The sequence below is a fragment of the Brevibacillus reuszeri genome (assembly GCF_002897295.1).
Classification (GTDB): domain Bacteria; phylum Bacillota; class Bacilli; order Brevibacillales; family Brevibacillaceae; genus Brevibacillus; species Brevibacillus reuszeri_A.
In genome coordinates, this window is sequence record NZ_BEXF01000004.1 from 200,515 (window position 1) to 218,846 (window position 18,332).

17 protein-coding genes and 1 pseudogene are annotated in these 18,332 nt (G+C 48.1%); 9 read left to right on the forward strand and 9 right to left on the reverse strand.

The window, feature by feature from the left end; genetic code table 11:
• Positions 1-17 precede the first annotated feature (17 nt).
• Complete coding sequence (locus C3B52_RS08620; protein WP_103105673.1) at positions 18-902, reverse strand: fructose bisphosphate aldolase; 885 nt, start codon at positions 900-902, stop codon at positions 18-20.
• Between the two features lie 181 nt (positions 903-1,083).
• On the opposite strand from C3B52_RS08620, the gene C3B52_RS08625 reads away from it, so the two are divergent.
• From C3B52_RS08625 to C3B52_RS08665, 9 genes are all read left to right on the forward strand, one after another.
• Positions 1,084-1,761, forward strand: coding sequence for a response regulator transcription factor (locus C3B52_RS08625; protein WP_103105674.1), 678 nt, complete (start codon positions 1,084-1,086; stop codon positions 1,759-1,761).
• Positions 1,758-3,581 (forward strand): sensor histidine kinase, encoded by a 1,824-nt coding sequence (locus C3B52_RS08630; protein ID WP_103105675.1) that lies wholly within the window; start codon positions 1,758-1,760, stop codon positions 3,579-3,581. The genes C3B52_RS08625 and C3B52_RS08630 overlap by 4 nt, the downstream gene beginning before the upstream one ends.
• A gap of 234 nt (positions 3,582-3,815) precedes the next feature.
• The gene (locus C3B52_RS08635) at positions 3,816-4,502 is read left to right on the forward strand and encodes a GDSL-type esterase/lipase family protein (protein ID WP_103105676.1); all 687 of its coding nucleotides are present in this window, start codon (positions 3,816-3,818) and stop codon (positions 4,500-4,502) included.
• Between the two features lie 36 nt (positions 4,503-4,538).
• Positions 4,539-5,945, forward strand: a complete 1,407-nt coding sequence (locus tag C3B52_RS08640) for an MBOAT family O-acyltransferase (RefSeq protein WP_103105677.1) — start codon at positions 4,539-4,541, stop codon at positions 5,943-5,945.
• 14 nt (positions 5,946-5,959) lie between these two features.
• Entirely contained in the window at positions 5,960-7,108 is a 1,149-nt protein-coding gene (locus tag C3B52_RS08645; protein ID WP_235615641.1) for a DHHW family protein, read from the forward strand.
• A gap of 22 nt (positions 7,109-7,130) precedes the next feature.
• Positions 7,131-7,619, forward strand: coding sequence for a DUF4358 domain-containing protein (locus tag C3B52_RS08650; RefSeq protein WP_103105678.1), 489 nt, complete (start codon positions 7,131-7,133; stop codon positions 7,617-7,619).
• A gap of 113 nt (positions 7,620-7,732) precedes the next feature.
• A complete protein-coding gene (locus C3B52_RS08655) occupies positions 7,733-9,073 on the forward strand; it encodes an ABC transporter substrate-binding protein (protein ID WP_103105679.1) in 1,341 nt (446 codons plus the stop codon).
• Between the two features lie 18 nt (positions 9,074-9,091).
• Positions 9,092-10,042, forward strand: a complete 951-nt coding sequence (locus C3B52_RS08660; protein WP_103105680.1) for a carbohydrate ABC transporter permease — start codon at positions 9,092-9,094, stop codon at positions 10,040-10,042.
• Positions 10,043-10,876: a carbohydrate ABC transporter permease gene (locus C3B52_RS08665; RefSeq protein WP_103105681.1), complete on the forward strand. Its 834-nt coding sequence runs from the start codon at positions 10,043-10,045 to the stop codon at positions 10,874-10,876.
• Positions 10,877-10,949: 73 nt separating this feature from the next.
• Here C3B52_RS08665 and C3B52_RS08670 read toward each other — a convergent pair whose 3' ends face one another.
• The 8 genes and pseudogenes from C3B52_RS08670 to nikB all read right to left on the reverse strand — a co-directional run bounded on the left by C3B52_RS08670 (position 10,950) and on the right by nikB (position 18,324).
• On the reverse strand, positions 10,950-11,402 hold the full coding sequence (locus C3B52_RS08670) for a hypothetical protein (protein WP_103105682.1): 453 nt from the start codon (positions 11,400-11,402) through the stop codon (positions 10,950-10,952).
• A 113-nt stretch (positions 11,403-11,515) separates the two neighbouring features.
• Positions 11,516-12,415, reverse strand: a complete 900-nt coding sequence (locus tag C3B52_RS08675) for a DMT family transporter (protein WP_103105683.1) — start codon at positions 12,413-12,415, stop codon at positions 11,516-11,518.
• Positions 12,416-12,449: 34 nt separating this feature from the next.
• Entirely contained in the window at positions 12,450-13,784 is a 1,335-nt protein-coding gene (locus C3B52_RS08680) for a sodium:solute symporter family transporter (protein ID WP_103105684.1), read from the reverse strand.
• Positions 13,781-14,485, reverse strand: a complete 705-nt coding sequence (locus C3B52_RS08685; RefSeq protein WP_103105685.1) for a response regulator transcription factor — start codon at positions 14,483-14,485, stop codon at positions 13,781-13,783. Before C3B52_RS08685 ends, C3B52_RS08680 begins: the two co-directional genes overlap by 4 nt.
• A gap of 4 nt (positions 14,486-14,489) precedes the next feature.
• Positions 14,490-15,278: a sensor histidine kinase gene (locus C3B52_RS08690; protein ID WP_103105686.1), complete on the reverse strand. Its 789-nt coding sequence runs from the start codon at positions 15,276-15,278 to the stop codon at positions 14,490-14,492.
• Between the two features lie 95 nt (positions 15,279-15,373).
• The gene (locus C3B52_RS08695) at positions 15,374-16,363 is read right to left on the reverse strand and encodes an ABC transporter ATP-binding protein (protein ID WP_103105687.1); all 990 of its coding nucleotides are present in this window, start codon (positions 16,361-16,363) and stop codon (positions 15,374-15,376) included.
• 5 nt (positions 16,364-16,368) lie between these two features.
• Positions 16,369-17,390, reverse strand: a pseudogene (locus tag C3B52_RS08700) (ABC transporter ATP-binding protein).
• Positions 17,391-17,403: 13 nt separating this feature from the next.
• Positions 17,404-18,324 carry a nickel ABC transporter permease gene (gene nikB / locus C3B52_RS08705; protein ID WP_103105688.1) on the reverse strand — a complete coding sequence of 307 codons (921 nt, stop codon included), beginning with the start codon at positions 18,322-18,324 and terminating at the stop codon, positions 17,404-17,406.
• Positions 18,325-18,332: the final 8 nt, after the last annotated feature.

Here is an 18,332-nt window from a genome sequence, read left to right on the forward strand (position 1 = left end):
TCTATCTTTTAACGGAATTACAGAGAGGCTTTGTAAATGCCTTGAACGGACGAAGCGAGAGTCGCGTTGAATTCCTCATCAGACTGTCCAGCAGTGAGGTCCTGTGACAAGGCGCGGGAGAAGCTGGCGATCAATCCGTCGTTTCGGGACAGCTTTTCGTTTGCTTCTGCTTGCGAGTAGCCGCCAGACAAAGCAACGATTCGAACGACATGAGGATCGTCCATGAGATCGCGGTAGAAGTTGTCTTCTGTTGGTATGGAGAGCTTCAGCATGATTTTTACGTCTTTGCCAAGAGCAGCTAATTGAGCGGAAATCTCATCCTTCAACAGTTTTTCCGATGCTGCCTTATCCGCGCTGTAAATATCCACTTCCGGTTCAATAATCGGAACCAGTCCCATCTGAGCGATTTGGTTGCCGATCTCAAACTGTTGCTCCACGACTTTTTTGATTCCGACAGCATTGGCTTCCTTGATCACAGAGCGCATTTTCGTTCCGAAAATATTGCGCGACCGTGCCCGCTGTAGCAGTTCGTTCAGACCGGAGATAGGCTTCATGAGCTGAACGCCGTCTTCCAGCTCGGCGAGCCCTTTATCGACTTTCAGAAAAGGCACGATGCCTTTTTGCTCCCAAAGATAGTCGGCGGTCAATTGCCCGTCAATGAAACGCTCCATCGTGTTTTCAAAAAGAATGGCACCCAAAATATGCTCGGAATGAAACGCAGGACTTTTGATAATACGCGTTCTCATCTCATGAACCAGGGCATACATCTCTTCTTCAGTGGAATAGCTGTCCTCTGAAATGCCGTATTGCAACAGCGCCTTTGGCGTGCTTCCGCCGCTTTGGTCCAACGCAGCGATAAATCCTTTTCCCGTGTGAATGCGATCCAATTGCTTTGTATTCATGGGTGAGTCTCCTTCCTATTTCAGAACGTAAATGGCTTCTTGAACGTTTTCATTATAGCATCTTTCCGTTGCAGGTTTACTCTTGAACGTGTTTGTCTAGTTTTTGCAATCGTGATAGGATATCCAGTAAATCAGGCAGGCGTAGAAGTGCTGCTTTCAAAAAACGTAGTGAGGTTGTTACATGGCAAAGACGATATTGATTGTGGAAGATGAGCCTATTTTACGGGAAGTCATCAAGGATTATTTGCTCGAGGAAGGTTTTGAAGTGCTGGAGGCAGGCGATGGGAAACAAGGGCTGGCGTTATTCCAGGAGCATGACGTGCATTTGATCATTTTGGACATCATGCTGCCTGAATTGGATGGGTGGTCAGTGTGCCAGCGCATTCGCAAGGTGTCGAACGTACCGATCATCATACTGACAGCGCGTTCGGACGAGGATGATGCGTTGCTTGGCTTCGAGCTGGGTGCGGACGACTATGTAACGAAGCCGTACAGTCCTGCCATACTACTGGCACGGGCAAAACGGCTGCTGCAAAGACGGCATCAACCGGAATCAGAGGACGATACCCTGTCCATAAGCGGCGTTACTGTCCATTTCCCATCCCGTACCGTTTCGGTCGACGGGGCGAGCTGTAGCTTGACGCATACGGAATTTGAAATCTTGGCGCATCTGATGAAAAATAAAGGGATCATTATCACGAGGGAACAATTAATCATGAAAATTTGGGGATATGATTTCGTGGGGGATGATCGTACGGTTAACAGTCATATTCGCAATCTGCGTTCCAAGCTGGGAGAGCATGCCAAATTCATCGTCACCGTCGTTCGATCAGGCTATAAATTTGAGGATCAGCTATGAAAAATGGAATTGTGCGTAAGCTGTTTCTGGTAACGACCGGGTTGTGTCTGTTCATTTTGGCGATCATTTTTGGAGGACAAACCGTATTCTTCAAACAATTTTATGAGCATCAAAAGGTGGAGGATGTGATGGCAGCCCTCCAGTCTTATCAACAGGACTCCCTGAAAAATGACGGTGACGCAGAGGATGCGGCCAGACGCGAACAGGAATTTTATCAAAAACACAACACCTGGATTACATTCGTGGATGCCATGGGCAATATCGAACAGACCGACGATTTTTTCATGGAGGTCAGGCTGGATCGCTCCGATGACTTCCCCGAGCTTTCGGGTAAAACGTTAACCATTCCGCTCTACACGGTCATGCAGGTGGAGGACTTTAGCAGAGGCGCTTCGTTTCTTGATCCATGGATTAAAGAAGGGGGAGGGATCGCCATTGAAGGCTTAATCATGAATAATCATTTGGTGCCGCAGCGGATGGGAAGGAGTAGCCGCAATTTGAGAGAGGAAGATCAACTGGCAAATCAGCAGATGGTGAAGAAAGAATATGAAGTCGTTCCCCGATTTAAGAATCCGACTGTTTATCATGAGAAATATCCTACTGTGCTTGTCAGCGGAACCATTGCGAAAGTTCGGATTCCGGATGGGGCAGGAATCTCGCGCTATACGAACCATTTGTTTCTGGATCGGATCAAAGCCTTTCAAGCGGATCTTCTATACGGAGACTATGACAGCAGCGCAAACGAAAGTCAGATGATGAGCTTTGAAGAAAACCATGTGAATTACAAAATATTCGTGGACCGCATCGAAGATCGAAACGGGAAGCCTGCTTACATGTTTGCGATGACTTCGCTGCAGCCTGTGAGTGAAGCTGCGAGCGTGATGCAGCGATATTATATTTATATCATCGTCGCCACACTGCTGCTCGTGCTCTTGGCATCGTTTTATTTTTCCCGCTGGCTTGCCCGTCCGCTGCTGCGAATCAATCAGACGACACAAAAAATGGCCGGCCTGGACTTTTCTGAGAAAATTCCCGTAACGACCAAGGATGAGATTGGTGAGCTATCAAGGAATATCAACGAGCTTTCCGAACGTCTGCATTCCCACATCAATCGGCTGGAGCAAGACATTGAGAAGGAGAAGCAGCTGGAGAATACACGAAAAGAATTTATTTCCGGGGTGTCCCATGAATTGAAAACCCCATTAAGCGTCATTCAAAGCTGCCTCTCCATCCTTCGAGACGGGGTTGCGAGCCATAAGCGGGAGTATTATTTTGCGGCGATGGAAGATGAAGTGAAAAGAATGGATTTGCTGATCGTAGATATGCTGGAGCTGGCGAAGTATGAATCGGGCACATATAAGCTGAAGCTGGACTCGTTTTATATCGATACGGTGATTGAGCACATCTGCCAGAATTTGCAGTTGCAGATAGAGAACAAACAATTGCGCTTGTATTCTCAGCTTGCTCAGGTCGAAGTCGTGGCCAATCAAAACCGGATTGAGCAAGTGATCGTTAATTTTCTCACAAACGCGATTCGCTACACGCCAGAACAAGAATCCATTATGGTGTCGGCTATTGAAGAGAAAAATACCGTGAAAGTAACGATCGAAAATAAGGGGGCCCATATTCCAAATGAGCAGTTGGAGAAGATATGGGATCGTTTCTATCGCGGCGAGCCGTCCCGCCAGCGTTCAAGTGGAGGAACCGGGCTTGGACTCGCTATCGCCAAAAAGATACTGGAGCTGCATAACGTTCCGTATGGCGCAAAAAATACTGCAGAAGGCGTGATGTTCTATTTTTATCTGAATAAAAAAGAGTAGACAAGCCGTTCCAATCACAAGGAGCTTTCCCAAAGGGTTTTCCGACCTTTGGGGGAAGCTTCTTTTTTGTTGCTGCCTGGCACGCTGCCGTCATGTTTCTATAAATCAAATTGATAGAATCTGCATCTGATCTTTATCTCTGACTAGTAAACTCACTCTGGAACGAACAAGAAAGGAGATGCTCAATACCGGAGGGCACGAGGGATCAGATGAATTTCAAATAAGGAGAGAACAATGAATATGGTAAAAAAAGTAATTTCAACACTAATCATGGGAAGTTTCGCTTTGGCCTTGTCAGCATGCGGCAATGAGCAAGCTGGCCAAAACCAACAAAGCCCGACATCTCAGATTCAAGTCAATCCGGGGGAGGCAGCAACTGCAGCTTCCTATAAAACAATCTTTCAAAACACTGTGTTTCTGGGTGATTCCATTACAGAGGGGTTGTCCTACCATGACATTTTGAATGAGGAGAATGTCATAGGAGATGCGGGAAAGACAACCGAGCTGGCGTTAGCAAACATCGATGATTTGACCAAGCGCAACCCGAAATTCGTATTCATCATGCTGGGATCGGATGATCTCTTGCTGCCTCCTCAAATAACCGACAACCCGATGCAATACTCGCTGAACTATTACGAGAAATTGATAGAGGGCATCAAGGGGAAGCTTCCGGATGCCGCCATAACGGTTTTATCGGTTACTCCGGTCACGGCAGAAGTGGAGAAGGAAACGCCAGCTTACAAACATATCAGTGAGTATAATCACAGGCTGAAAGAACTGGCTGCCAAGCAAAAGATTGCGTATGCGGATGTATCCTCCATCGCTTCGGACGATCAGGATGTGTTCACTTCGGACGGCGTTCATTTTAAACCGAAGTTTTATACTCGTATGCTGGATTTGCTGAAAGATCAGGTGAATTAACCTGCAAACGGGTGAACGACTGGAGGTGACGGGAGATTGGTTTTTAGCAGCCTATTATTTCTATTCCTTTTTCTGCCGGTCACTATTCTGATCTACTATTTATCGCCAAATACGCTCAGAAATGCCGTCCTGCTCGTCGCAAGCCTGATCTTTTATGCATGGGGCGAGCCGGTCTACATTTTCCTCATGATCTTCTCGACCGTATTTGACTATGTGAATGGGATACTGATCGAGAAATACAGGCAGCGCAAGGCGATTGCACGTGGAGTTCTGCTCCTATCCCTAGTGGGGAGCTTGGGAATTTTGGGCTTCTTCAAATATGCTGGCTTCGTCCTCGACAATGTGAATTTGTTGTTTGCCATGAACTTGCAGGCAGAGGCGCTTCCACTGCCGGTGGGAATATCCTTCTACACATTCCAAACGATGTCTTATGTTGTCGATGTGTACCGAGGGAAGGTGGCTGTTCAGAGGAATCTGATCTCCTTCGGCGCCTACGTGACGATGTTCCCGCAGCTTGTCGCAGGACCAATTGTCAAATACGGAGAGATTGCCGAGCAATTGACCACCCGCAGGGTCACACTGGACCGGTTCGGGGAAGGTGCGGAATTAGTGATGACGGGACTTGCGAAAAAGGTGCTTCTCGCCAACAATATCGGACTATTGTGGACAAGTGTGAAAGCGACGCCTGCGGGTGAGCTGTCGGTTCTTTCAGCCTGGCTTGGCATTATCGCTTTCACTTTTCAAATTTATTTCGACTTTAGCGGATATTCAGATATGGCGCGCGGTTTAGGGAGAATGTTCGGCTTCGAATTCATGGAGAATTTTCGTTATCCCTATATTTCTAAGAGTATTACAGAATTTTGGCGGAGGTGGCATATTTCTCTGGGGACCTGGTTCCGGGAATATATCTATATTCCGCTCGGCGGCAATCGGGTTGGTATGCAAAAGCAATTCAGAAACCTGTTTGTGGTGTGGTTTGTCACTGGATTGTGGCATGGAGCGAGCTGGAATTTTATCATATGGGGTCTGTATTTTGGCTTTTTTGTCACGGCCGAAAAGCTGGTTCTCTTGAAATGGCTTCAGCGCTTCCCGGCCTTCATCAGCCATGTCTACACACTGCTCATCGTGATCATCGGCTGGGTATTTTTCGAATTTGAGCATCTGTCCGCAGCTATGGCCTTTATCAGAACGATGTTTGGTGTGGGAGCACATGGATTCGTGGACGACCAGTCGCTTTACGATCTTTCGACGAACGCCCTGCTACTGCTCATCCTCGGACTTTGCGCTACCCCGCTGCCTCGCAAAGCACTGTTAACTATCAGAAGCAAGTTCCCGCGATTTGGATCGGTTGCCGCTTTCACCCTTTCTTTCATCATGCTCATGGCGTCAACAGCCTATCTGGTTCATGTAACGTACAATCCATTCCTATACTTTCGTTTTTAAGGAGGGGATTTATTTTGAAGGGATGCGCCCAGGCCTACTATCGTGCAATCGCCATTTTGCTGCTGCTGTTTACCGGAGTGATATTGGCTGTCAACCTCTTGACCCCAAGTGAAGACTTTTCCGAATCGGAGAACAGGATGCTGCAGCAGCTCCCGAAATTTTCGCTTTCCAAGCTGGTGACAGGCAAGTTTGCTTCGGAATTTGAAGCGTACCTATCCGATCAGTTTATGCTAAGGAACCTGTGGATTGGACTCAAAGCCAATGTTGATCGGGGGATGGGAAAGAAAGAGAGCAACGGAGTTTACCTCGGCAAGGACGGGTATTTGCTTCAAAAGTTTACCCGTCCCGAAAAGGGAGATGTACAAGACAAGATAAAAGCGATTCAAGCCTTTGACGAGGCTTCGCCCAAGCTACGCAAATATGTGATGCTGGTTCCTACGGCTGTTACCGTGCTTGCGGACAAATTACCGCGCTATGCCCCAGGCAGTGATGAACGGGCCTACTCTGACGAGGTCAGGCGAGCTCTTCCGGGCAGCATACGATGGATCGATGTATATCCGGCGCTGGAGGCAAACAAAGAGCAGCCGATTTATTATAAAACAGACCATCACTGGACGACCAAGGGCGCTTTCATCGCCTATCGGGAGCTGGGGAGGGCGATGGGATTTACACCGAAGAATGAAGAGGATTTCACGATTCGTCAGGTTACCAGCGGGTTCTATGGTTCTCTCTATTCAAAAAGCGGGTTCAGGCACGTACAGCCTGACTCCATTGAGCTTTACGAGCCGAGGGAGCAAGAGCGCTTGACTGTGGAGAATCTCGATGAGAAGAAAAGCTCACATTCGATGTACGACATGGGAAATCTCGCCAAGAAGGATAAATACACCGTGTTTTTCAATGGGAATCACGGCTTGATCCGAATCAAAACAAGCAGTCAGGAGAAAAGAAGACTGCTCGTCGTGAAAGATTCGTATGCCAACAGCTTTCTCCCTTTTTTGACGCCGCATTTCAGCGAAATTGACGTAGTGGACCTCAGATATTACGACGGGGATGTATGGAAGCTTGCGAGAGAGCAGCACATGGATGAAATGCTGATTTTGTACAACATCTCTACATTTTTTGAAGATCCATCCATAAAAAAAGTAGGAGATTCTGTGGAATGAAAAACAAGGGAGGGCAAGAACGATGCTAAACAGAAGAAAGTGGAATGGTCTGTGTTTCCTGTCCGTCGTTTTGATCTTATGCGGCAATTTGGTAGGCTGTTCCGGCATGAACGAAGATAGCAAAGACGTTTCCATTAGTGCAGTTGAAGAGCGTATCAAGCAAGCAGTTTCTTTGGAAGAGATGCAAAAAGGGGATATGAACAGGCTCAAGAAGCTGTACCAAATCGATGAAAAGGAAGTCGAGGATTTTGTACTGTACACCGCGACCTCCAACGTGAAGGCGAATGAACTGGCTCTGATCAAAGTGAAACAGGCAGATCAAGCGGAAAGCGTTCAGGAAAAAATCAGGGAGAGGATTGAAGCTCAGAAGCGTAAGCTGAAGGACTACCGCCCGAAGGAATTTTACCTCGTCGAACGGCATGTCTTAAAAGCCAATCAATCCTATATTTTGTTTGTGGTTTCTGAGGATGCCGAGGCAATCGAAGCTGTTTTTGACGAGGCTCTTTCCTAACAGCGAAAACGAGTAAAGATAATGCAAAGATTGGTAAAGATATCAAAACTTATTATTCAGAATATTTATTATAATACGAACTGTCCTACAAATATAAACGAGGGGGTTCGTGTATGGGAATTCGTTCTTGGATTTCTATGGCACTCCAGATGAGTGTCGCGACAGCATTGCTGGTAGGATGTAGCCAGCCTTCCGCTGCTCCAGAGGCTAAGTCACCGGCGTCGGGGTCTGGCAGTGAGCAAAGTGGACAAACCGTCAAACTGAAGATGGTTGAGAGCATTACCAGTCCACAACGGACCGAGATGTTAAAGGGGATGCTCGCAAAGTTTGAAGAAAAAAACCCGGGTATCAAGGTCGATTTAATTTCCCCTCCGTTTGAGGGAGCAGACCAAAAAATTACCCAGATGCTCATGGCAAAGGAAGAGCTGGATGTACTGGAAGTGCGAGAATTCAATGCCAAGCAGTTTTCGATGAACGGGTTTATCGAGAATTTGAAGCCGTACACGGATAAATGGCAAAATTACGATCAGCTCACAGATGTGGCAAAGCGCCGCGCGACATGGGTTGATAATACCCCGTACTACATTCCGAATGGGTTGTATCAGCGAGTCCTGTATTACCGGACAGACTGGTTTAAGGAAGCGGGCATAGAGGTCCCGAAAACATGGGACGAGCTGTTGGCAGCAGGGAAAAAACTGACAGACCCTGCGAAAAATCGCTTCGGGTATAGCTTCCGTGGCGGCTCGACCGGCTGGGATTACGCGCTGATCACGATGTGGGCGTACAACGGCACACAAGTAGATCCGGCTTCGGCATTTTTCTTAAAGGATGGACGCACACTCTTTTCTACACCGGAGTCTCTCGAAGCGATGCGGTACTATAAGCAGCTGTACAAGGAAGCGTCGTCAGCCGATTCCGTGAGCTGGGGCTTTCAGGAGATGGTCCAGGGCTTTGTAGCAGGCTCTACTGCTATGCTGATCCAAGACCCTGACGTCATCGATGGAGCCAAAGAAAAGATGCAGGAAGGAACTTGGGCTACGGCTCCAATACCAGTCGGACCATCTGGCGTGGCTCAGCAGGTCGTAGGCGGACCGGGCTGGGGAATGACTGCCTATTCTAAGCATAAGGAAGAGGCGTGGAAGCTGATTGAATTCCTATCCGATCCAGAGCAAGCCACGCATTTTGCCAAAAAGACCTCTGTCATCCCTGTAGTGAAGAGTGCAGCTGAAGATGAATTTTACAAGTCAGGCTACTTCAAGCCGTTTATCGAAATGAATCAACAGCCAGCTACCTTCCTGGATGTTTCCAGACCAGTTGATTACAAGGGCTGGGGAGCGTGGCAAAGCACGGCAGACAAAGAAATCCAGAGCTATTTGCTAGACCAGCTGTCTGCAGAGGATCTCTTGAAGAAGTGGGATCAGTATTGGACAAAAGAAAAGGCAGAACGGAAATAGGCGAGGGGGAAGACAGTCGTGCAAACACAAAAACCCATCGTCATAAAGACGAAGCCGCTCGTACCGGAACGGAAAAAAACATTTCGTATCTCGAGGGAAGGAGCATTCATCCTCCTGTGCCTTTTGCCTGCGATATTGTTTGTTTCTGTATTTACGTACTATCCGCTTTTGCGCGGCGTGATCATGTCCTTTCAAAACTACACGTTGTTTGATCTGCTAAATATCGAGTTTATCGGATTGGACAATTTCGTAAATGTAGTGACGAGCCCCGAATTCCCGCGGGTTGCGATGAACAGTGCCTACTGGGTAGTTATCTCCTTGTTTTTTCAGCTGTTGTTTGGCTTCGCACTTGCGCTGATGATGCGTCGTCGTTTTCGGGGGAGAGGAATTTATCAGGCGTTTGTCTTCTTTCCGTGGGCGATGTCCGGCTTTTTGATCGGGCTGATCTGGCGCTGGATGTTTAATGCACAATTCGGCGTGATCAACGATCTTTTGCTGAGGTCAGGCTTGATAGATGCCCCCATTCCTTTTTTAGCGGACGGAAAATGGGCGATGGCTGCAGTCATTATCGCAAACATTTGGTACGGAGTCGCTTTCTTTGCGATCATGATTCTGGCTGCACTCCAGTCGATTCCCGAGGAGCTGTATGAAGCGGCAGCGATGGATGGTGCTGGGCGGTTTCAGCAGTTTTGGAGTGTGACACTGCCATACATTATGCCTACCATGCTTGTGACGATTTTGCTTCGGGTGATCTGGATACTGAACTTCCCTGATATCATCTATTCGATGACAAATGGAGGTCCTGCAGGCTCAACGCATATTTTTGCGACCTATATGATCGATAAGGTCATCTTCGGCCAGGATTATGGTCAAGCATCGGCGATTGGGGTCATCATCGTGTTAATTCTACTGCTATTTACCGTTTTCTACGTGAAAGCGACCAAGGTGGAGAAGGGAGGGGACTTTTAGATGGATCGAGACCATCTATGGTGGAGGACAGGAAGGGTGGTCGTGCTAGGTAGCTTTTTGGCTTTCGCGATTTTTCCCCTGTACTGGATTGTTATCACATCACTCAAAGGGCAAAAGGAAATTTTTTCACTGCCGATCAGCTATTGGCCCGACCAGGTTACCTTTCAGAATTACATTGAAATCTTCCGAATATCCCATTTTCAGGTGTACATTTGGAACAGCTTTCTCGTCTCGCTTGTCGCCTCGTCCATTGTAGTTGTCATTGCGATGCTTGGCGGCTATGTACTCGCACGCTTTTCATTTCGGGGGAAACGTCAGGTTATGTTCGGCTTTTTGATCACGCAGATGATCCCGATGTTCATCGGCATGGCGCCGTTGTATGTCATGATGTCCAAGATGCATATCTTAAACAGTCTCGCATCTCTCATGCTGATCTACACGGTCATGCTCATTCCGTTTTGTACGATCATCATGTCTGGTTTCTTTCAGCGTATTCCGACGGCCTTGGAGGAAGCGGCAATGATGGACGGCTGCTCCCGTATCAGCGCACTGTTTCGCGTCATTGTTCCGATTATGCTCCCTGGGATTGCCGCCACATTCATCTTTGCATTTGTTCAGTGCTGGAATGAGCTGATTATGGCAGTCTTGTTCATTGACGAGGAGTCGGTCAAAACGATTCCGGTAGCGATGAATGCTTTTATCAAGAAGTTTGATATTGAATGGGGAGCAATGTCAGCAGCAACTGTACTATCTGTTATCCCTACCATGCTGTTATTTGCGTTTTGTCAAAAGTACCTAGTAGAAGGGTTGACGCAAGGTGCAGTAAAAGGCTGACGAGTCATCTATGAATGAAAAAAGAGCACTTTCCGCTGGGGGAGAGTGCTCTTTTGTTCAGTTCATATATTTCCTACGAGGCAGAGGTCGCCAGTTCAAAGCGCACAAGCGTCTCACCAGAGTCCGCACGCTTTTCCAGCTCAACAATCCGCCAGTTTTTCGAAATCGCTTGTCTCAGCCAAGCAAGTGCTTCGTCTTTGAGAGGCACCTGATCAAGCGTGTCGCCGGCGACCTGATAATCTCGATCTGCCTGTATATCATACCGTTTGTTCAAAATGAATTTGATTCCGTTAAATGTCGTGAATTTGATTTGATAGCCCTCGCGGATCGCTTTTTCCAGCGTCTGCGGATCGTTTTTGGAAAGCTCAAAAAGATGTGTGAAATCGTATTTACCGCCCTCTACATCCAAAAAAGGCTCTGTGTTTCCTGAGCGCAGCTTGTGAATGATTTCTTCATCAACAAATCCATGGGCACGAGCTGCCTCCAGCAACATCGTTTCCCATTGGGATAGCTTTACAGTAGACATGGATCGCTCCTCCTCGCTTTACTGCTAGTATACTCCACAGGATTTGTGAATCACAACCATAATTCCGACCTTTTTTGTATGAAAAGGATTTGGCTAACGATCAGGTATCGTCACTACGAGGAGAAAGGCTTGAGCTGACCTTGTTGCTGCTGCTTAGGCTCTTTAGAGGTAGTGGTCAACGTCACGCCACCAATGATTAGCACGGCGCCAAATAATTGCATAGCCGTGACGGGCTTCGCCAGGAGGAAAAATCCAAAGACCATGGCGATAAACGGCTCCAGGTTGGAAAACATTGCTGCTTTGGCAGCTCCGACCTTTTGCAGCTGACTGTTCCAGATCAGGGTCACGATTCCGTGCATGATCACGGCAGTGACAAACAAGAGCAGCCAAGAAGAAATGCTTGGGCTTATGGTTGCCGCAGGCAGGCTGACGAGCACAAATGGAAGCATGGAGCCAAAGCCAATCAAATTGGAGAAAAGCGTCGTGACGAGCGGGGGAAGCCGATGCCCCAATACCCGAACGAGAATAATGGATGCCGCAAAGGTGAGCATCGTCAGAAAAATCCATAGAATGCCTGCGTCAAAATGCAGCTCAGCGCCCGTATAGATGACGAACAGTACACCTGCGGTACCAATCACCGATCCGATGGCCATGCGACCGGTCAAGGATTCCTTTAGAAACAGGGCTGCCAAAAGGGCTGTCGTGATCGGCGTCAGAGCCAAAATGAGCGCCGAGGTAGTTGGATCAGCAGTCACAAGCCCCTTATAAAACGACCATTGATTAATAAAGACACCAACGATCCCAAGTGCTGCCAGCAGCAGCCAGTCTGTTCGGGAGAGGGAAGGGATTTTCAAGCGTCCTTTTGCCCAAATCAGCAAAAAGAGAGAAATAAACAATAAGCGCATCGCCGACAAGAACAGGGGGGAAAACTCGGCGACCAGCATTTTTCCAAAGACAAAATTACTGCCCCAGGCGGTGACACAAAAGATGAGCAGTAAATAGGAGCGTAGCATGACATTCGTTCCTTCCTGTTCAATCAAAGCGGAATTATTGCGAATCAGGTCGTTCTGGTGTCCGGAAATAGTTTCTCCATAGCCAGGTGACACACAAGTACGCAAGCAAGGTCAGGGCGGTGCTGGAGGAAGCGATCCAGATCGCTTTCATGTTGTCCACAAATACCCTGCTGCCGTAGCCGGCGGCTAAACCAATTCCCGCACTGATCAAAATAAAATTATGTGCCTTGCCCTGTGTCAAAACGATAACGACAACAGGCAAAAACAATGAGGCGTATATGATCCCAAAGAAAAACAGCAGGTCAAGCAGTGTTGGTTGAAAGTAAAGGGTGAGACAAAATGACAGGGCGCCAATCGCGATCGCCAGAATATAGCTCAAGCGAATTTTTTGCCGCTCTGTTGCATGCGGACGAAACAATTGATAGACGTTGTTTACCATGAGGCTGATCATTGAGTGAAGACCCGCACCAAAGGCAGACATGATGGCACCAAATGAGCATAGTACAAACAAAATGAGCAAAAACATCGTATCGATCTTCCGTACCAGATCAAAGAGCAGCGAGTAAATATCATCGAAGCCGCCAGTGAAAATCACAATGATGATGAGCGAAGAAAAAGAGAGAGGGACTGTGGCAAAGATCAGTCCAGACAAAAGAAAGGTCGGTACTACCTTCTTTTCCTCCATCATGTACAGTCTCTGCCAGGAAGCCTGATCGACGAAGACTTGTCCAAAGCCGATTAAAAGCCCTGTGATGATGAAAAAGAGTCCTTCGTAATTGTTTAGCACCAGCAAGTACGGATGGTATAGCCGCAAGCCGTTGTAGACGTGCTCTACGCCCTTTCCCACAAAAAAGTAGACGGGAATCAGGATCGCCGCCGCAAAGGTAATGACAATTTGAACGATGGCAAACCGGTGGATAGAACGAATCCCGCCAATTCCAGCAAACAGGACGCAAAAAATAAAAAAGCAGAGCAGACCGAGTGGAATAGGCAAACCAAACAGGATGTTTAGAAGCACTCCGCCCGCCATACCTTGAACGAACATGCCTTCGACAGTCGTGATGAGCAAAATGATAATCATCAGCCAGTAGCCAAAAGGATGGAGCTTCCCCCGCATGTAATCCCCGATCGTCATACCCTCAGACAATTCACGCCGCACTCTGCGCCCCAAAAACCCGAATGCACTGAGCGCAAAAGCTCCCATCAGGGCAAAGCCTATTCCGCCAAAGATCCCGTATTTGACCAATGCCTCAGGCGAGCCAAAGATGGTGTTGCCCGTCACCCAGCGGGCGAGGATGGAGACGACGCCGAGGCCAATGCCGATCTTGGCAGCGCCCATCACATACTCGCGAAATGATAAGTAGGTCAAGTTACATTCCCCTTGTCCCGATATTCTTTCGGTGTTTTTCCGACCACTTTTCGAAAAATGGTGCTGAAATAATGCTGGCTGTTAAAGCCTGTTCGCTCTGCTACCGTTGAAATGCTCCAGTCCGGGTGGCCAATCAGGAATTTTTTGGACATTTGGATTCGGTATTGCATGAGATACTCAGAAAAGGATACGCCAACCTCTTCATGGAAGCGCCGACTCAAATAAGTAGGATTGATATGAACCTCGGACGCCAAATCGGCGAGGTTCAGCTTCTCCGCGAATTTTTGATGGATGATGTTCATCGCATCGGAAATGATTCGCGTGTATGCCGAGAGCGCCGGGCTTTTTTGATATTTTTTCAAGATCTCGACGAGCTCATTTTCAATGACAGGCTTCGTTATATAATCCACAACACCAAGACGGATCGATTGCTTGGCATAATGAAAATCTTGATAGGCAGTGACGATGATCAACTCAATTTCTTTATGCTGAGCTCGCAGCTCCTCGCCAAGCGCCAGCCCCGATTTTCCCGGCAGATTAATATCCAGAAAGGCGAGATGAAGAGGCACCTTCTGACTGATAGCCATAGCTTGACTGCCATCTGCCGCCTTGTACAAGTTCCACAAGGGAAACATCGGCTGGATTAAATATTCTAGTTGTTCCAGCTCTAACGGTTCGTCATCCACTAGCAGTACGTTCATGCTCTCACCTCACGTCGATTTGTTCATAAATAAAAGGCCATTGTACGGTCACATGGGTTCCGCCTTCTGCCACAGGTGTCAGCTCCAGGCTTGCATGATCACCAAAACAAAGGTGGAGCCGCCTGCGGATGTTGTCCAATCCGTGACCGCTCTTCTCATGGTGTTGATCCACTATCGCTTCGCCATCCTCCTGAAAGGCAGTGAGACCAGAGGAGCCGTTATCGATGACTTCGAGCAGAACATCTTCCTCTTTCGGGCTAATCCGAATCTCTAGCAGGGCTTCTCCCATCTTTCGTTCCAAACCATGCTTGAAGGCATTTTCCACGAGGGTTTGGAGGACGAAAGGGGGGATAGAGGCCATTAGTAGATCATCGGGACAGTCCAGTTGGATAGAGAGGCGGCTGCCAAAACGCAGCTTTTGTATCTCCAAATACTGCTCTGTATATTGGATTTCTCTGGACAGCGAAATCAGCGGCTCAGTTGACTTGTATTTGAATTTGAGGAACTGGGAGAGAACCTCTAGGGCTCTCACCAGCTCCTTCGTTCGGTTTAGCCTTGCCAGACTCAAGATGACATTGAGCGTATTGAACAGAAAATGGGGTTGAATCTGTTGATTTAATTGATTGTAAAGGGCCTGTTGCAGCTCCTTTTCCAGCTCGATCTTAACATTGCGGTTCTCCAATAAATCAATCCGCTTTTCAAAAATAAACAAAAACAATAAAGCAATAGCTCCTATGATAGGAGCCAAAATAAACAACAGAATGAGCAACGTGAAACCCTCGAAGCTTATCATGAGATCCCTTCTGTACGGATGCCGTAGTGATTTTTCGCAGTTACATCATATCATGTTGCCTGGATATCCATTTTCTTTTTAGAAAAATTTAATCTCTATTGAACGAGATGGCAAGCTACCTGATGGGTATCGTGCAGACTTGTGAGTGCTGGAACCTCTGTTTTGCAACGCTCCACAGCATGTGGGCAGCGAGTGTGGAAGCGGCATCCCGTTGGCGGATTAATTGGAGATGGTACATCACCGCGCAGGATGATGCGCTCCTGTTTTTTGCTCGCGTCTGGTACCGGAATAGCAGACAAAAGTGCCTGGGTATAAGGATGCTGCGGGTTGTCAAACAGCGATTTTTTATCAGCGATCTCGACGACTTTTCCGAGATACATAACCATGACTCGATCAGAGATGTGGCGAACGACGCCCAAATCATGGGAGATGAACAAATAGGTTAGTTTAAACTGACGTTGCAATGATTTTAACAGATTCAGCACTTGCGCTTGAATCGATACGTCCAGTGCGGATACTGCCTCGTCACAAATGATCAGCTTCGGCTGCATGGCGAGTGCACGGGCAATCCCGATTCGTTGACGCTGTCCGCCACTGAATTCGTGCGGGAAGCGGTCAATCTGGTCTGGACGCAAGCCTACATAGCCGAGCAGCTCGATGATTCGCTCGCGACGCTTGCCCGCAGGAACGATGTTTTGAATCGCCAGCGCCTCACCGAGAATTTGGGACACGGATTGACGTGGATTCAGGGATGCAAACGGGTCCTGAAAAATGACCTGAAGATGCTTGCGCATGTCACGCATTCGCGATTTGGACATCGCCAGCAAATCTTGGCCTTCAAAAAATACGGAGCCGCTAGTCGGTTCATCCAGACGGAGAATCGCACGACCGGTGGTGGATTTACCGCAACCGGACTCGCCTACGATACTGAGCGTTTCTCCTTCGTAAATCGTGAAGCTGATATCGTCAACGGCTTTTACGTGGTTGACGGTGCGACCAAAGATTCCGCCTTTGATCGGGAAGTGCTGCTTGAGGTTGTTTACTTCCAGCAACGGCTTTTTCTTCAATTCTGCTTGTGTGATCATGTTTGTCAAACCCCCGTTCCCGTAACAGTCTGGTTGGCGCCGTCCCACTCAGGAGTATACATCCAGCAGCGTACTTTGCTCTCATCCTCTTGCAAAAGCAGCTCTGGCAGCTTATCGTGGCACAACTGCGTCGCGTGAGGGCAACGAGGTGCGAAACGGCAGCCTTGTGGCATATTGAATGGGCTAGGAACGTTCCCCTTGATCGCTTGCAGCTCTTCCACATCCTCATCGAGGCGAGGAAGAGAGTTCATCAGACCCACCGAGTAAGGGTGCTTCGGACTTGCAAACAAGTTTTTTGCAGTTGTATACTCTACCACTTTTCCTGCGTACATAACCGCTACTTGGTCACATGTCTCAGCGACAACTCCCAGGTCATGCGTGATCATGATTGTGCTCATGCCCATCTCGACCTGAAGCTTTTTCATCAGCTCCAAAATCTGAGCCTGAATCGTAACATCCAAAGCGGTCGTCGGTTCATCCGCGATCAAAATCTCAGGACGGCAAGCCAGTGCCATCGCAATCATCACACGCTGACGCATCCCGCCGGACAGCTCATGTGGTTCTTGCGTTGCGCGTTTTTCAGGAGAGGGGATACCTACGAGTCTCAGCATATCCACCGCTTTGTCCCATGCTTCCTTGCGTCCCATGTTTTGGTGCAAGCGAAGTACCTCGGCAATTTGTTCACCCACCGTATAAACCGGGTTGAGTGAGGTCATAGGCTCTTGGAAAATCATCGAAATTTCGTTGCCGCGAATGGCCCGCATCTCAGCTTCGGATTTGGTCACCAGGTTTTGTCCTTTAAAGAGGATTTCTCCTCCTACAATTTTTCCCGGAGGGCTGGCGATCAAACGCAAAATCGAGAGGGAGGTGATACTTTTTCCACAGCCCGATTCACCAACCAGACCCAGCGTCTCTCCTTTGTTCAGAGAGAAATCAACGCCATCCACTGCTTTGCTGACGCCATCTTCTGTGAAAAAATGCGTTTGCGGTTGCGAACTTCCAGGATTACATCTTGTTGCTTTGGCATGATTACTCCCTCCTTAGCTCAGATCAATTCGTTTATTGAAGTAGCGATACAAAACATCGACTAACAGGTTAACGAACACGAAGATAACGGATGCGATCAATACACCGCCCTGCACGACTGGCAAATCACGCATGCGAATCGCATCTACGATCAAGCGGCCAAGGCCATTGATGGCAAAAACGGATTCGACAAGAACGGTACCGCCAAGCAGGAAACCGAATTGCAAGCCTACGACAGTGATGATCGGAATCAACGCGTTTTTAAGCGCATGCTTGTAGATAATGACTGTCTCTTTGAGGCCTTTTGCTTTGGCAGTGCGAATGTAGTCCTGACGTACAACGTCGAGCATGCTGGAGCGTGTCATCCTAGCTACAATCGCGGCGCCGCCAGTACCCAGTGTGATCGCTGGCAAAATCATGTGCTGCCATGTGCCCCAACCGGCAACAGGGAATAGATGAAGCTTCACAGAGAAGTAGTAGATCAAGGAAAGACCTAGCCAAAAGCTAGGCAAGGATACGCCGAGCAAAGCGATGATCATGATCGTGATGTCTGCCCAAGAATATTGCTTGGTAGCAGAGATGATACCCGCGATCATACCGAGCACGATGGTTACAAAAATACTTGCAAGAGCAAGCTCGATTGTAGCAGGCAGACGAGCCATAATTTCATCAAAAACCGGCAAGTTGGAGCGCAGTGACGTACCTAAATCACCAGTAGCTACATCTGTAACGTAGTGGAAGTACTGGACCATGATTGGCTGATCGAGGCCGAGCTGTGTCCGGATTTTGGCGATCGTTTCTGCGGAAGCGCCTTCACCTGCAAGCAGAACAGCAGGGTCGCCGGGAACCATTTGCATGATCAAAAAGACGACCAGAATGACACCGAGCAGGACGGGAATCATCTGCAGCAAGCGACGGATAATGTAGACAAACATTGAGCATT